This window comes from Trinickia sp. NRRL B-1857, assembly GCF_050470685.1.
Lineage (GTDB): Bacteria > Pseudomonadota > Gammaproteobacteria > Burkholderiales > Burkholderiaceae > Trinickia.
The window spans coordinates 2,452,110-2,467,815 of the sequence record NZ_JBFLUK010000001.1 but is presented as its reverse complement, the minus strand read 5'-3'; the positions used below and the strand labels follow the sequence as shown (position 1 = coordinate 2,467,815).

Sequence of the window (15,706 nt, the reverse complement as noted above, 5' to 3'; positions counted from 1 at the left end):
ATCGAAACTATCGTGCGGAACTATCGTGTTGCTATTGTGGGTTTTGGGCCACGAGGCCTCAGTCTTCTCGAACGCTTAGCCGCCGTCTACCGCGAGTTGGCGCCGGGCTGGGGGTTGGCGATCGATTTGGTGGATCCCGGCGAGCCGGGACAGGGCGCTCATCCGGCCGATCAACCCGATCATCTGCTCGCGAACACCGTGTCGGGTCAGGTGACGATGTTTACGGACGACTCCGTTCGTCAGGCTGGACCGATCGATCCGGGCCCCTCGTTGATGGACTGGGCGAGAGCCGTCGGCTATCGCAGATTCGGCAGCGGTTTTGCGCAAGCGCAACTTGGGGGAGAGGTCATCGGAGAAAACGACTATCTCCCGCGCAGCTTGCTCGGGCGGTATTTCAGCTACGTCTACGGCCGGCTTCTCGAAGCGCTGCCGCCGAACGTCGTCGTGACCTACCATCGGTGCCTGGCGAAAGACGTTCATCGGCGCCCGGGAGGGGATTACGAAGTCGTCCTCGATAGCGGCGTGCGCTTCGATGCAAATCATGTGGTGATCGTAACCGGGCACGGCGACAACGATCTGACCGAAGCGGACATCAATCTTTTGAATCGCACGCAGGCATTGCAAGCGGTTAATCCACGGTTGCGGTTCATTGCGCGGGTCAAGCCGTTCAGCGTCCTGCAATCCATCCCAAAGGACGCGACGGTCGGCATTCAAGGGATTGGCCTAACCGCTTACGACATCATTGCCGACCTCACGATCGGACGCGGTGGCGAATTCCATGCGGATGCCGATCAACGGCTGCACTATCGCGCGAGCGGGCAGGAGCCTAGGCTCGTGGTGTTTTCCCGGCAAGGGATTCCCTTTTGTGCGCGCGCGACCAATGAAAAGGGTGTCGGTGGACTATACAAACCGCGCTTCTTTACTCGGCCTTGGATCGATCGGATCCGCGAGGAACGCCATCGAGACACCGGCAGCGAGCAATTGGACTTCGACCGCGACTTGTGGCCGGTACTGGTCAAGGAAATGTGCTTCGCCTACCGGCTAAGCGAGACGGGCGAGCTCGATGCGACCGACTACGAACCGCTGCCGCGCCACCGGGCCATCGTCGAAAAGCTTCTGTTTCCGTTCAAAGGAAAAATATTCGATACCGACGAATCGTTCGCGGCGGCCGTCAAGCAGCATGTCGAAGATGACGTGGCGCATGCGAAGGGCGGCAACGTGAGCGATCCGGTGAAGGCGGCGACGGATGTGTTGCGCGACGTGCGCGACTACCTCCGATACGCGGTCGACTATGGCGGACTGACCGAGAGTAGCCATCGCGCGTTTCTCGGCGAAGCGGTGCCGAATATGTATCGGCTCTCGGCCGGCGCGCCGAAGGAACGCAACATGGAATTGCTCGCGTTGCTCGAAGCGGGGTTGCTTTCATTCGGCCCCGGGCCGAACGCGCAGTTGGATCTAGACGAACAACAGGCGCGGTTCGTTTTGCGCTCCACGAGGCTCGGTCAACCTGCCAGCCGAACATTCGACGTGCTCGTTCGCGCACGGACGGATTGCGCGGTGGAGCTAAGCGGGCAGACGTCGCCGTTTCTGCGGAACTTACTGGACGGGGGGATCATCCGGCCGTTTATGAACGGCGCGTTTTCTCCCGGCGGGCTCGATGTAGACAGCGCACAAAACGTCGTCGATGCGCAAGGGCGGGTTCAAAAGCGAGTGTGGGCGCTCGGCATTCCCGCCGAAGGGCCGAACTTTTGCACCTACGTCTTGCCGCGCGTCCAGGTGAATTCGCGTTTCCTGCAATTCTCGGGACGTTGCGCGGTGAGCATTTTGGCCGATATCGATGCGCAAGATGCCGTGCTGGATGCACAGGCGCACCGGCCGGAAGATGTCTCGATCGCCGTGGAGCAGCACGACGGTTGACGCGGCGGCCCGAGCTAGCGCCGCGTGAAGTGCGGCGCTACCACAACGATCCTTTAACGAGCTGCGCGTATGAGCGACATCGAACTGACTGAAATCAGTGCAAGCAACTTACTGACGCTTTTCGAAAAGAAGGACCTATCCCCGGTTGAAGTCATCCGTGCCGTACTCGCGCACGCCGATCGTTTGAACCCGATCCTCAACGCTTTCCGGTTGATCGATTATGAGTGCGCGTTGCAAAGCGCAAAGGAAAGCGAGGCGCGCTGGTTGCGCGGCGAACCGCTCGGCATGCTCGACGGCGTTCCCGTATCGATCAAAGACTTGATTTTGACGAAGGGCTGGTCGACGTTGCGCGGCAGCCTGACGATCGATCCGAATCAATCCTGGGACGTCGATGCGCCTTGCACTGCTCGTCTTCGCGAAGCCGGTGCCGTCCTCTTCGGAAAAACGTGTACGCCCGAGTTCGCATGCAAGTGCGAAACATACTCGCCGTTGACGGGCATTAGCCGCAACCCCTGGGATCCCGATAAAAGCCCGGGCGGCTCCTCGGGCGGCAGCGCCGCAGCCGTCGCGGCGGGCATGGGGCCGCTATCGGTCGGCACCGACGGCGCCGGAAGCATGCGTGTGCCGGCCGCATTTTGCGGGACGTTCGGGCTGAAGCCGAGCTTCGGCCGGGCCCCGACGTTTCCCCCATCGGCGTTTGCATCGTTGTCTCACATCGGGCCGCATACGATGTGCGTCGAAGATGCCGCCTTGTTGATGAACGTGCTGAAGCAGCCCGATGCCCGCGACTGGGGGGCACTGCCGTTCGATGCATCGGATTACCGCGTCGGCTTGGACGACGGCGTCGACGGATGGCGGATTGCATACTCGCCGACGCTGGGTTTTGCGAAGAATGTCGATCCGGAAGTTGCCGCCGCCGTGCGCCGGGCCGCGCTCGAATTCGAAACGCTCGGCGCGCACGTGGAGGAAGTCGATCCCGGAATCGACGATCCGCTCGAGCTGATTGCCGGGCTCTGGTTTTCGGGGATGTGGGCGGCGTGGCAAACGATGACCGAGGAGCAAAGGGCGCGTGTCGATCCGGATGTCTCCCGCCAGGCCGAATTGGGGGCGGCGGTGACGATGGGAGAGCTCTTGCGCATTCAGCAGGCGCGGATGGTGTTGGGTTCGCGAATGCGTCAGTTCATGTCGTCATACGACCTCATCCTCACCCCCACGGTTGCGATCCCGGCGTTTTCCGCGACACCGTCGGCAGCGCCGATGTCCGCTCAATCGCTGCTCGGTTGGACGCCCTTTAGCTACCTTTTCAATTTGACCCATCAACCCGCTGCGTCGATTCCATGCGGGCTGACCGGCGCCGGGCTTCCAATCGGTTTGCAAATCGCGGGACCGATGTTCGGCGATGCGATCGTCCTGCGTGCCGCACGCGCCTATGAAACGCGGCACGCGATTCGCCGACCGCCGAAGCAGGTTTGGCAAGAAGCGCTGATCGACGTATAAATCATCGGAACCATTGGCTATGCAAGATGCGGATCGGTACCAGCGGGGTCTCCAGCGGATGGCGGAACTGGACGACGACGTCGATAAACGGGTTCAACGATTGAACGGCGTCGATCCCGATTTGGCGCGCTATGTCGTCGAGTTCGGCTTTGGGGACATTCTTTCGAGGCCAGGTTTGACGCTGGCGCAGCGAGAACTTTCGACCGTCGCGGCTTTAACGGCGATGGGCGCGCTTGCCCAACTCAAGGTCCATGTGGCTGCGAGCTTGCAGGTGGGCGTCACGCGAACCGAGATTGTCGAAACGATCATTCAAATGGCGTTTTACGCCGGCTTTCCGGCTGCGCTGAACGCGATGAACGCCGCGAACGAAGTATTCCTTCAGTACGATCAGCCTTAATTCTCGAACGATGACGCTTCTGACCGGAAAAGTGGCCGTGGTGACTGGCTCGGCCAGCGGGATCGGCAAGGAAGTCGCGCGGGCTTTGGCCAAAGCCGGGGCCGCCGTCGCCATTGCGGATCTGAATATGACCGGCGCGAAAGCCGTTGCGGCGGAGATCGTCGCGACGGGCGGAACCGCGCTGGCCGTGGCGATGAATGTCACGGACGAGCGCTCGGTGATCGACGGCATGGACCGCGTGGCCGCGGCGTTCGGATCGATCGACATTCTCGTATCGAATGCGGGGGTTCAGGTCGTCAACTCGATCGATTGCTATGCATTTTCCGATTGGAAGAAGATCCAGTCGATCTATTTGGACGGGGCGTTCCTCACGACGAAGGCCGCGCTGACCTATATGTACGAGCGCGACCGAGGGGGTGTCGTGATTTATGTCGGCTCCGTGTACTCGCACGTGGCCTCGCCGCTGAAGTCGGCTTATGTGGCTGCTGCGCATGGCATGCTCGGTTTGGCGCGCGTGCTGGCGCAGGAGGGCGCCGCGCACAATGTCCGCGCCCATGTCGTATGCCCCGGCTTCGTGCGCACGCCGCTGCTCGAGAAGCAGATCCCGGAGTTGGCGAGGGAATTGGGCACCAGCGACGAGGACGTCGTGAAGCAAGTCATGCTCGGCGACACGGCCGACGGGGAATTCACGACCGTCGACGACATTGCGCAGACCGTGCTGTTCCTGTCGTCGTTTCCGAGTGCCGCGTTGACGGGGCAATCGTTCCTGGTGAGCCATGGATGGCACATGCAGTGAAGGCGCCGAGCGAACGCATTGGCGCAAATATCTCAGATGTGAATGGAATATTGATTCTATTGCGGTCTCTTCCGAGTCGTTCCGAAAGATCGATCTATCACTCGTCAATTTGACAAGGAGAAGCGAAATGCCGAAGGCCTACTGGATCACTCAATACCGTGCAATTACCGACCCGGATAAATTCACCGCCTATGCAAAGCTGGCGGGGCCGGCGCTTACGGGAGCCGGCGGCACGTTCCTCGCCCGTGGCGCGCCGGTTAGGGTTTATGAAGCCGGGTTGGATATACGGACTGTTCTGGTTGAATTCTCATCTCTCGACGCTGCTACGGCCGCCTACGACAGTCCTGCTTATCAGCATGCATTGACGGTTTTGGGCGACGGTGCGGAGCGCGATATCCGCTTCATCGAGGCTGCCGACGCAAGTGCCGCCACGGCGGGCGCGCGGCCGGACGGGTCGGCCGATTGATTATGAATCGCGTGTGAAGATTCTTGACCCGATCTCATCGATTATGGCGAATGGATCGGTATCGTTAGAAATCGGCACCTGTTTTTCGGTATGATGCTCGTGCCGACTACTTGATTTGGGCATCGTGATTCAACGAGTGCCGCGCATCATTGCGATGTTTCGCGGCACGCCTTCAGCGCAATAAGCTGTTCTCTCCATTCTTAAGCGAGAAAGTCGATGTCCAGCACAGGGAAAGGTGGCAATTTCATGGCGCTGTCCCCGAATATGGCAATGCTTTTGTTCGGGGTCGTGATTGCGTCGTGGGGCACGATGTGGGTTGTCATTAAGGTGATCGTGGCGGAAGTCTCGCCGCTATGGGCGATTGCGATTCGCAATGGCGCCGCCGCTATCGGACTCGCCATCGTGCTGAAACTGACGGGTCGGTTCGTCGTGCCGCGTCGGGGGGATTGGCCGATCGTCTTGGTGATCTCGCTGTTTCACATGACCGCATTCGCGGTATTGATGACGATCGGGTTGAAATACGTGCCCGTAGGCCGATCGGTTGTGCTTGGCTATACGACCCCGCTCTGGGTCGCACCCGCCGCTTGGCTCTTCTTGAAAGAACCGATGCCGGCCAGGCGCATCATCGGTGTGCTGATCGGCCTGCTCGGCACCGCGCTGCTGTTCAAGCCGGCGTCCCTCGATTGGCACAATCAAAACGCGGTGTTCGGTAACGGGTTGTTGCTGATCTCCGCCTTGTGTTGGTCGGTGAGCATTCTCTATACGCGCGTCCATCGCTGGGTTTCGGCACCGCTGCAATTGGTCCCATGGCAGGCGCTCATTTCCTCGATCGTATTGGCTGTGCTGGCGAGTCTGCTGGAGGGACGCCCGCATTTGGTGCCGAGCACGAAGTTAATCTCGGCTTTCGCTTATTGCAGCATCGTTGGCGTGGTGATCGCGTACTGGGCGATGACGATCGTGAACAGCAGCTTGCCTGCCACGACGACCTCGCTCGGTGTGCTGGCGACACCGGTTGTCGGTATCGTGGTCTCGGCCATTGCGCTCGGGGAAAAGATCGATACGGGCTTGTTGATCTCGGCGGCGATGATTATTGCGGGCATTGCGCTTGGCACGACCGCGGGAACGGGCCGGCGCGCGCCGGTTATTACACCGATCACCGCCGACGCGAAAGAATAGCGCCATAGTGCGATCTCGATGTGTTGAACTGCGCCGGCCCAGTCCTGGGCCGGCGCTTGCCATTTGGCGCGCTTGAGCGTGCTCACCCAACGGTACGCTGAAGGCGATGCCGCTATAAAAGTCCCAACGAATCTCTCTTTCATCTCGGCGAAGCGCGCCTGGCACTGGAGCAGCTTGAACTGCGGCTCGAAGAGCTGGAGGCCGACGTCGTCGCGGCATTCGCCCCGAGCTCCGCTTAGAATCGCGTTATCGACCCAACCGGTGGCGGAGCATCAGATGCGTATTCTGGTCGTCGAGGACGAGCCGAAGACCGGCGCTTACCTCAAGAAAGGCCTTGAAGAGTCGGGCTATCGCGTCGACGTCGCGAACGACGGCGCCGAAGGCTTGATCCTTGCGCAAGAGGAGAACTACGACGTCATCGTCCTCGACGTCATGCTGCCGACGTTGGACGGCTGGACGGTCCTCAAGACGCTGCGCGCCACGCACTCGACGCCCGTGCTGTTCCTAACCGCCCGCGACGACGTTGCCGATCGCGTGCGCGGCCTAGAACTCGGTGCCGACGACTATCTCGTCAAGCCGTTCGCCTTCGTCGAATTGCTCGCCCGCGTGCGCACGCTCGCGCGCCGAGGCCCGCCGCGCGAAAGCGAGATGCTGAGCGTAGGCGACCTCGAGATCGACGTCACCCGGCGGCGCGTGCGCCGCGGCGCCACGCGCATCGAACTCACGCCGCGCGAATTCTCACTGCTGCAACTGCTCGTGCGCCGCCAAGGCGAGGTATTGAGCCGCACGCAGATCGCCTCCTACGTTTGGGACATGAATTTCGACAGCGACACCAACGTGGTCGAAGTGGCGATTCGCCGGCTGCGCGCGAAAATCGACGACGATTTTCCGGTCAAGCTGATCCAAACGGTGCGAGGCGTCGGTTATGTGATCGAGGGCAAAGAGGCCAACGAGACTCGATGATGGCGTCGCGCTCGCTCACCACCACGCTTGCCGCGGCCTTTGCCGGAACGACGCTCGCCGTGTTCGCGCTCGTGGGCAGCGTGCTTTACTTCGCGCTCGACCGTGAGGTCAAGCAGCAGGACGATCTCGACATCGTCTTGATCGCGCGCCATACGCGGCGGCTCGCGCAAGAGCTCGCCACGCTAGACGATTTGCGCAATCATGCCGACCGTCTGACGAGCCAGGTGCTGGGCAACACCGCGCTCTCGATGCAGATCCGCGATGCCGGTCAGCAGGTGCTCGTCGAGCACAACGCCGAGAGCATCGCCGATCCCGCCTCGCCTTCGCCCGCACTGTCGCGGCGCGTCGGCGCCACGCAGCGGATCACGCAAAGCGACATCGCGGAGTGGCACACGTCGCGCGACGTGCCGGTGCGCGGCCTGGCCGCCGACGCCGCGCTACGCGACGGCACGCCCGTCACGATGATCATCGCGCGGAACATGACGGACCGCCTACGCCTGCTCGACTACTACCGCGACCGCCTGTACTGGGCGGGATTGGCCGGCGTGCTGCTCGCGTTTCTGATGAGCTGGATGCTTGTGCGCGAATCGCTGCGGCCGCTGCGGGAGATCGCAAGAACCGCCGGAACGGTTACCGTCGACCGGCTCGGCACGCCTATCGAAGTGGAAAATGTGCCGAACGAACTCGCCGCGCTGATCGCTTCGCTAAACCTGATGTTTGGCCGTCTGCACGACGGCTTTCAGCGTCTGTCGCAATACACGGCGGATCTCGCGCACGACATGCGCACGCCGCTCGGCAACTTGCGCGGTGCGACCGAAGTTGTACTCGCGCGGCCTCGCTCCGCCGACGAATATCAAGCAGCGCTCGCGTCGAATCTCGAAGAGTGCGACCGCATCTCGCGCATGATCGAAAGCGTGCTGTTTCTCGCGCGGGCGGAGCATCCGCAGTTCGTCGCAAGGCTCGGGGATCTCGACGCCGAGAAGGAGCTCGCGCATATCGCCGACTACTTCGAGGGCCTTGCCGACGATGCCGGCGTGCATCTGCACACGACCGGCCACGCGCAACTGCGCGCCGATGCGGAGCTGTTCCGGCGCGCGGTCGGCAACTTGCTGGCGAATGCGCTGCGCTATACGCCACGCGGAGGCGATATCACGCTTTCGGCTGGAGAATCGCCGGACGCGGTGCGGGTGATCGTTGCCAATCAGGGCGCGCCGATCGCCCCCGAACTGCTCGAGCGGATTTTTGATCGCTTCTATCGCGTCGACCCGTCGCGCAAGCGCGAGACGAATACCTCGGGTTCGACCGGCCTCGGGCTTGCCATCGTGCGCACCATCATGGATCTGCACGGCGGCCGCGCGCACGCCGAAAGCGACGAGGCCAGCACGCGGTTCATTTTGACGTTTCCGAAAGCGTTTCATTCGAAGTCGCCTTAGCCGTTTCGCGAATCGACGACGAACTATCCCATCCGCCGCCCAGCGCTTTCAGCAGCGCGACGCTCGCGTCGATGTGGCGCGCCTCGATCCGATCGAGCGTCCGCTCGTTGGAGAGCGCGATCGTCTGCGAGGTGACCACGTCGAGATAGCTGACCGCGCCCGCCTGGTAGCGGTTCGTCGTGAGCTGTAGCGATTGCCGCGCGGCAGCGGTTGCGCGCTGCTGCGTCTGGGCTTCGCTTGCCAGCGTTTGCAGCGCGGACAAATTGTCTTCGACTTGCTGGAACGCGACGAGCACCGTCTGACGATAGTCGGCTACCGTGCCGTCGTATTGCGCGGTCGCTCCTTTTAGCGCCGCATCGCGTCGGCCGCCGTCGAACAGCGTGCCGGCGAGCTGCGAGCCGATCGACCAGAACAGGCTCGGCGCGGTGAGCCACGGTGAGAAGAACGTGCTTTCGAGGCCGGCTGTCGCCGACAGCGTCAGATCCGGATAGAACGCCGCGCGCGCTTCGCCGATCCTGGCATTGGCAGCAGCCACGCGCCGCTCGGACGCGGCGATGTCCGGGCGCCGCTCGAGCAATTGCGAAGGCATGCCGGCCGGAATGCTCGGCACGGTGATCGCGGTCGTGTCGCTCGGCAGCGAGAAGGACGACGCCGGCACCCCGATCAGCGTTGCGATCGCGTGTTGCAGCTTCGCGCGCTCGACGTCGAGGTCGGTGTCCTGCGTGCGAGTACTTTCGAGTTGCGTTTGCGCCTGTGTGACCGCGGACGCGTCGATCCCGCCGGCCGCGAACTGCTGCTGCACGATCTTGAGCGATGTCGCATAGGCGGCGACGGTGTCGTCGAGCAGTTTCTTTTGGATGTCGAGCGAGCGCAGATCGAAGTAGTCGGTCGCGAGCTCGCTCGACATCGACAAGCGCACGGCTTGCAGATCCGCATCGCTGGCTTGCGCGGTGTCGCGCGCATCGACCGTCGCGTCCTTGACTCGCCCGAACAGATCCGGCTCCCAGCTTGCGGCGACGCCCGCCGAATAGTCGGGCACCGTTTTCCCGGCGAGCGAATGTCCGAGCACGTCTTGCGAGAGGCGCGAGCGCGATTGCGAGACGCCCGCGGTTACCGTCGGCGAGTAGCCGGCGCGCTGATAGTCGACTATCGCGCGCGCGGCTTGCAGTTGCGCTACGGCTTTCTTGACCGACTGGTTCGATACGTCGACGCGTGCTTCGAGGCGATTGAGTTCGGGATCGTTGAACAGCGTCCACCACGGGCCGCGAGGCTCGGCATCGGCAGGCGCTGAGACCGACCAACCCTTCGAGGCTTGCGGTGCGCTCGCATAACGATCGGGAACGTCGACCGACGGTTTTGCGTACGGCGGCAGTGTCGAGCAGGCGGTCAACGCGCACAAGAGACCGATTACGGATGCCGTGCGGACGCGAGGGGCGGTCAGGCGCAGCGAATGACCGTGAGCGTGAGAGCGGAGGGATTTCATATCATCGCCTTTTTCGGTCGGCGCCTAGCCTTGCTTGCCGGTGGCTGGGGCGGACACGGGTGCTGGCGCGATGCGCACCGCTTCGCCGTCGACGATGGCGTCCCCAGGGTTGTCGATAACTCGATCGCCTTCGGCCACGCCGGTCGCGACTTCGACGTACGTCCCGAAATCACGCCCGATCGTGACGGGTTCGAGCCGGACCTTGTCGTCGCTGCCGACCACCGCGACGGTCACGCCGTCCGGACGGAACAGCAGCGCGCTGACGGGCAGATCGAGCGCGGGATGCGTCGTTTGCAGCGCAAGATGCGCCTGTGCGTAGGCGCCCGGCATCAGCGCGCCGTCGTGGTTGTCGACGTCGATCTCGACGCGCAGCGTCCGGCTGACGGGATCGATGGCATCGGCGCTGCGCGCGACCGTGGCAGGGAACTGTCGGCCGGGATATTGCTGCGTCGTCAGATAAACCTGGGTGCCCGGCGTGACGTCAGCGGAGTCGTCCTGCGGCACGTTCACGAAGATCCGCAACTTGTCGGTCTGCTCGATATGAAACAGTTCACCCGGATTGCCCGCGAGCCCGGGCGAACCGCCCGCGGTGACGAGCGAGCCGACGTCGACGTTGCGAGTCGTGACGACACCATCGAACGGTGCGGTTACTCTCTCGTACGACACGAGTTCGGTCAGCCGAGCGACGTTCGCTTGAGCGGCTTCGAGCGCGGCGCGCTTCGCTTGCATGTCGCTCGTTTTCGTCTCGGCGTCTTGCTGCGAGACGGATTGCGTTTGCAGCATCGTCTGCCAGCGTTTCGCGGTGCTTGCCGCGTAATCGTAGTTCGCCTGCGCGGCGGCTTCGTCCGCGTGCGCCTGCTTCAATTGCGCGTCGAGCTCGGGCGTTTCGATATCGGCTAGCGTGTCGCCTGCTTTCACTTTCGCGCCGATGTCCGTGTACCAGTGCTGGATATAGCCGCTCGTGCGTGCGTAGATCGACGCGTCGGCGTAGGGCATCACCGAACCGGGAAGCAGCAGCTCTTGTGAGGCGGGCGCGCGGCGAGGCGTCACGGCCGTGACTGTCGGAGCGCGCTGCGCATCGACTTGCTGCGAGAGCGTCGTGCTTGCCGCGAGGCGCGGCACGATGCCGATCGCGAGCAAAGCGGCGGCAATACCGACGAGGGCGATAGGCCACATCGAGCGGCGGCGCGAACGGGTATCGGGCGTCGTGTCGCCGGGAGCCGTGCGAGTGACGGGGGCGGGTTTCGTCGACGAAGAAACGTCGCGATCTTTTTGCAGTGGGTCGGGCGTACTCATGGCGAGTCCTTTGAGATCTTTAAATTTATTGAGCGTGTTCACCGGACGTTTCGGTGGCAGCAGTGCGTGTGCGTGCCGCAAGCCACGTGTGCACGAGGCCGAACACCACCGGGACGAACAACAGCGTGGAGACGGTGCCGAGCGCGAGCCCGCCGATGACCGCGCGTCCGAGCGGTGCGTTCTGCTGGCCGCCGTCGCCGAGCCCGAGCGCCATCGGCAGCATGCCGATCAGCATTGCGAGTGCGGTCATCAAGACGGGGCGGAAGCGGCTGAACCCGGCCTCCAGCCCGGCAACGAGCGCATCGACGCCCTGGCTCAACATCTCGCGCGCGGTGTTGATGACGAGAATGCTGTTGGCCGTCGCGATACCGATACAGAGGATCGTTCCGGTCAGCGCCGGCACGCTCAGCGTCGTATGCGTGGAGAACAGCATCCAGGCGATGCCGGCCAGCGAGCCGGGCAGGCCGCAGATGATGATGAGCGGATCGATCCACGACTGGAAATTGACGACCATCAATAGATAGACGAGGGCGATCGCGAATACGAGCCCCGCGCCGAGGCCTTCGAACGACTGGTTCATCGATTGCACCTGGCCGCGGATGACGATCGACGAGCCGGGCGGCAACTGCGCGCGAGCCGAGTCGACGAGGCGCGTCACGTCCGATGCGACGCTGCCGAGATCTCGCCCTTGCACGGAGGCGAAGATATCGAGCACCGGTTGCACGTTGTAGTGCGAGACGACCGCCTGCTGCGAACTGCGCGAGATCGTGCCGAGCGTACCCAGCTGATTTTGCGGGAGGCTTTGCTGACTATTCGCGAGCTGGTTCGTCGTCACCGGAATATTCCCGAGCGTCTGTAGCGAGTGAATGTCGTACTGCGGCACTTCGGCCACGAGCGGATAGCTCACGCCGTTTTTCGGATCGAGCCAGAAGTTAGGCGTCGTCTGCGAGCTGCCGGACAGCGCGATCAAGAGGTTTTGCGCGACGTCGTGCTGCGTGAGTCCCGCTTGCAATGCCTTGGTGCGGTCGACATTCAAGTCGATGGTCGGCTCGTCGCCCGGCTGCTGAATGCGCGCGTCGACCAGGCCGCGCACGCTGCGCAACTGCGTGAGCAGACGATCGGCGACGACGCGATTGGCCGCAAGCTTATTGCCGACGATCTGAATGTCGATCGGCGCAGGCAACCCGAAATTCAGGATCTGGCTCACGATGTCGGCGGGCAGGAATGCGAACGTCACGCCGGGAAACGACGCGTTCAGCACGTTGCGCAGCTTCGCGACGTATCCGGCCGTTGGGCGGTGATCGGGCTTGAGCGTGACGAGGATGTCGGCGTCTTCTGGACCGATCGGCGCGGACGAGTCGTAGGTGAGATTGATGCCGCTCACGGGCACGCCGATGTTGTCGAGCACGGCAGCCTGCTCGGCTTTCGGGATCACCGTGCGGATCTTGGCTTCGACTTCGTCGGTGATGCGAGCCGTTTCCTCGATACGGGTGCCGGTGGGCGCGCGCAGATGCAGGCGGATTTCACCGGTGTCGACCGAAGGAAAGAAATCGCGGCCGGCGAACGGAATCAGCGCTAGCGAGACGATGCATAGCGCCAGGTAGATCGGAATGAAGCGACGTCGGCCGGCAATCGCGCGTTGCAGTACTGCGCGGTAGCCGTTTCGCAGCGCTTCGAAGCGATGCTCGAACGATGCTTGAAACCGCACGAGTGCGCCGAAGCGTCCGCTTGCGGCTTGTGCATGCTTCGACTGAACGCGCATCAAATACATCGCGAGCGTCGGAATCAGCGTGCGTGAGAAGAAGTACGACGCGCACATCGCGAACACCACGGCCTCGGCCATCGGCACGAATAGATAACGCGCGACGCCCGAAAGTAGGAACATCGGCACGAATACGATGCAGATGGACAGCGTCGAGACGAACGTTGGCGTCGCGATCTCGCCCGAGCCGTTGAGGATCGCATCGTGCAGCGGCTCGCCGTTTTCCAAGTGATGCGTGATGTTTTCGATTGCAACGGTGGCGTCGTCGACGAGTATTCCGACTGCCAGTGCGAGGCCGCCGAGCGTCATGATGTTGATCGTCTGCCCGAGTGCGGCGAGCGCGATCAGCGAAGTCAGCACCGAGAGCGGAATCGAGATTGCGATGATCAGCGTTGCGCGCCAACTGCCGAGAAAGAGCAGGATCATCGCGGCTGTCAGTGCGGCGGCGATCAGCGCTTCGCGTACGACGCCCGAAATCGCCGACTTCACGAATACGGATTGATCGGAAAGAGGCGTGATTTTCAGTGCTGGCGGTAGACCGGCGGCGATCTTCGGCAGCATGGCCTTGACCTGCTGGATGATCGTCAGCGTCGATGCGCTGCCGGTTTTCTCGACCTGAAGCAACGCGGCGCGTTTGCCGTCGCTGCGCACGATGTTGGTTTGCGGCGCGTAGCCGTCGATCACGTGCGCGACGTCGCGCACATAGACCACCGTGCCGTTGACGGTCTTGATCGGCAAATCGTTGAGTGCCGCGACCGTTTGCGTGCTGCCGTTCATTTCGACGTTGTACTCGCGCGAGCCGATTTTTGCGGTGCCGCCGGGGAGAATCAGGTTTTGCGCGTTGACCGCGTTGACGACGTCGACCGGGGCAAGGCCCTTCGCCTGCAACGCACGAGGATCGAGCTGGACTACGATCTGACGGATCTTGCCGCCGTAAGGCAGCGGCACCGCGGCGCCTTGCACCGTGGCGAGCTGTGTGCGGATGAAGCTGTTGCCGAGATCGTAGAGCGACTGCTCCGGCAGCGTGTCGCTTGAGAGGCCGAGTTGCAGCACCGGCACCGTGGACGCGTTGTACGTGATGATGTTCGGCGGCAGGGTGCCGGGCGGCAGGATACGCAGGATCGAAGCGGAGTTCGACGCGGCTTCGGCGATCGCGCGATTGATGTCGGCGCCGGGGTGGAAGAAGATTTTGACGACCGATACGCCGTTGAGCGATTGCGATTCGATGTGCTCGATGTCGTCGACGTCGGATGTCAGCGCGCGCTCGTAGTTGGACGTGATGCGGTTGGCCATGTCTTGCGCCGAGAACCCGTTGTATGTCCAGACGATGCTGACGACGGGGATGTCGATGTTCGGGAAGATGTCCGTCGGCGTGCGCATGATCGCGATCGGGCCGAGGATGAATAGAAGCAAGGCAAGGACGATGAAGGTGTAGGGCCGCCGCAGGGCCAGTTTAACGATCCACATGATGAGGTCTTGAAGAAGGTGCTGCTTGCGGGGGGCCGGCGGTGAGGCGCGACGGGGCTTTATGTGGTGGGGAGTTTGGCGGGGAGGCGTTTGCGGGTGGCTGACCGGGAGATTACGAGTTTGTTATCTGGAGGCGCGCCTGGTCGGGGCGCTGGGGGCATTCGGCGGAGCGGAAAGATAACAAGCTTGTAATGAGCAAGTCAGCATCGGGACAGGCGACGCGGCCAAAAATGAAGCCAACTCTTCATCAACCGAGATGGGGAGGCACAAGGCCCCGTTCATGGTGAATGCGGCCGCTATGCTCTCGAAGGAGAAACGTCATGAAAGGACTGATCAAGGCTGTATTGGTTGCATCTACGCTCAGCGTGCCCGTGTTTGCTTTTGCTCAAGTCGACAATGTGCCGGTGACGCGCGCTGAGGTGAAAGCCGATTTAGTGAGGGTCGAACAAGCGGGGTATTACCCGAAGGGGAACGACGTGTATTACCCCGATGACATTCAGGCTGCGGAGGCGAAGATTGCAGCCCAGAGGGGAGCAGCAAACGCTACTGGGGTTGGCGGGGTGGCGATGACGGGGACGTCGAAGGCTGGCGGGGCGGTTGCGATTCGTGGTGCGCAGTCGGTTTATGCGCATCCCTGATGCATGCGTTTTGTGGGCTGTCGTAGGTTGCGTCGGGCCGTGTAGAGGCGAAACCCAGAAAGCAAAAAGCCCAGCCGTGTAGGCTGGGCTAAGTGCTTGAATTTGTTGGTTGGGCGTGAGTGACTCGAACACTCGACCTACGGATTAAGAGTCCGAGCGTGATCTGTTGATCGAGCGGACACGATGCGGGCTGACCCGCGCTAAGGCGGAAGGGAAAGCGTTAGGCCGCAAGCCAGCGTTCAGCGCCGTCGAGCAGTCCGAGGCCCGCCGACGCCTCGCACAAAAAGAGTCGGTGGCACAACTCGCCCGCGACTACAAGACGACGCGGCAGACCATTATGCGAGTACGAGACAAAGCCTAGCCGCCAGCGCGGAAACGAAAAGAGTTTGTCTGTGAACAGGGGCCCCCTTCGCCA

General features: G+C 62.5%; 12 protein-coding genes and 1 pseudogene. 10 read left to right on the top strand and 3 right to left on the bottom strand.

Annotation, left to right across the window (positions count from 1 at the left end):
- Positions 1 to 12: 12 nt before the first annotated feature.
- The 8 genes from AB1286_RS10990 (at position 13) to AB1286_RS10955 (ending at position 8,645) form a co-directional block, all read left to right on the top strand.
- Positions 13 to 1,917 carry an FAD/NAD(P)-binding protein gene (locus AB1286_RS10990; protein WP_430363312.1) on the top strand — a complete coding sequence of 635 codons (1,905 nt, stop codon included), beginning with the start codon at positions 13 to 15 and terminating at the stop codon, positions 1,915 to 1,917.
- A gap of 69 nt (positions 1,918 to 1,986) precedes the next feature.
- The gene (locus AB1286_RS10985; protein WP_430363311.1) at positions 1,987 to 3,414 is read left to right on the top strand and encodes an amidase; all 1,428 of its coding nucleotides are present in this window, start codon (positions 1,987 to 1,989) and stop codon (positions 3,412 to 3,414) included.
- Positions 3,415 to 3,433: 19 nt separating this feature from the next.
- A complete protein-coding gene (locus tag AB1286_RS10980; protein ID WP_430363310.1) occupies positions 3,434 to 3,811 on the top strand; it encodes a carboxymuconolactone decarboxylase family protein in 378 nt (125 codons plus the stop codon).
- Between the two features lie 10 nt (positions 3,812 to 3,821).
- Positions 3,822 to 4,607: a 3-hydroxybutyrate dehydrogenase gene (locus AB1286_RS10975; RefSeq protein WP_430363309.1), complete on the top strand. Its 786-nt coding sequence runs from the start codon at positions 3,822 to 3,824 to the stop codon at positions 4,605 to 4,607.
- 127 nt (positions 4,608 to 4,734) lie between these two features.
- Positions 4,735 to 5,073, top strand: coding sequence for a DUF1330 domain-containing protein (locus tag AB1286_RS10970; protein WP_430363308.1), 339 nt, complete (start codon positions 4,735 to 4,737; stop codon positions 5,071 to 5,073).
- 216 nt (positions 5,074 to 5,289) lie between these two features.
- Complete coding sequence (locus AB1286_RS10965) at positions 5,290 to 6,249, top strand: DMT family transporter (RefSeq protein ID WP_430363307.1); 960 nt, start codon at positions 5,290 to 5,292, stop codon at positions 6,247 to 6,249.
- A gap of 276 nt (positions 6,250 to 6,525) precedes the next feature.
- The gene (locus AB1286_RS10960) at positions 6,526 to 7,212 is read left to right on the top strand and encodes a heavy metal response regulator transcription factor (RefSeq protein ID WP_430363306.1); all 687 of its coding nucleotides are present in this window, start codon (positions 6,526 to 6,528) and stop codon (positions 7,210 to 7,212) included.
- Entirely contained in the window at positions 7,212 to 8,645 is a 1,434-nt protein-coding gene (locus AB1286_RS10955; protein WP_430365037.1) for a heavy metal sensor histidine kinase, read from the top strand. Before AB1286_RS10960 ends, AB1286_RS10955 begins: the two co-directional genes overlap by 1 nt.
- Here AB1286_RS10955 and AB1286_RS10950 read toward each other — a convergent pair.
- Genes AB1286_RS10950 through AB1286_RS10940 form a run of 3 tightly spaced genes read right to left on the bottom strand, consistent with a single transcriptional unit; the run spans position 8,602 to position 14,653 of the window.
- Positions 8,602 to 10,128 (bottom strand): efflux transporter outer membrane subunit, encoded by a 1,527-nt coding sequence (locus tag AB1286_RS10950; RefSeq protein ID WP_430363305.1) that lies wholly within the window; start codon positions 10,126 to 10,128, stop codon positions 8,602 to 8,604. The genes AB1286_RS10955 and AB1286_RS10950 overlap by 44 nt on opposite strands.
- A gap of 24 nt (positions 10,129 to 10,152) precedes the next feature.
- Positions 10,153 to 11,424 (bottom strand): efflux RND transporter periplasmic adaptor subunit, encoded by a 1,272-nt coding sequence (locus AB1286_RS10945; protein WP_430363304.1) that lies wholly within the window; start codon positions 11,422 to 11,424, stop codon positions 10,153 to 10,155.
- A 25-nt stretch (positions 11,425 to 11,449) separates the two neighbouring features.
- Entirely contained in the window at positions 11,450 to 14,653 is a 3,204-nt protein-coding gene (locus AB1286_RS10940; protein WP_430363303.1) for an efflux RND transporter permease subunit, read from the bottom strand.
- Between the two features lie 320 nt (positions 14,654 to 14,973).
- Between AB1286_RS10940 and AB1286_RS10935 the strand changes: the two genes are divergently transcribed.
- Positions 14,974 to 15,291: a DUF4148 domain-containing protein gene (locus AB1286_RS10935; protein WP_430363302.1), complete on the top strand. Its 318-nt coding sequence runs from the start codon at positions 14,974 to 14,976 to the stop codon at positions 15,289 to 15,291.
- Between the two features lie 148 nt (positions 15,292 to 15,439).
- Positions 15,440 to 15,652, top strand: a pseudogene (locus AB1286_RS10930) (helix-turn-helix domain-containing protein); the annotation flags it as partial.
- Positions 15,653 to 15,706: the final 54 nt, after the last annotated feature.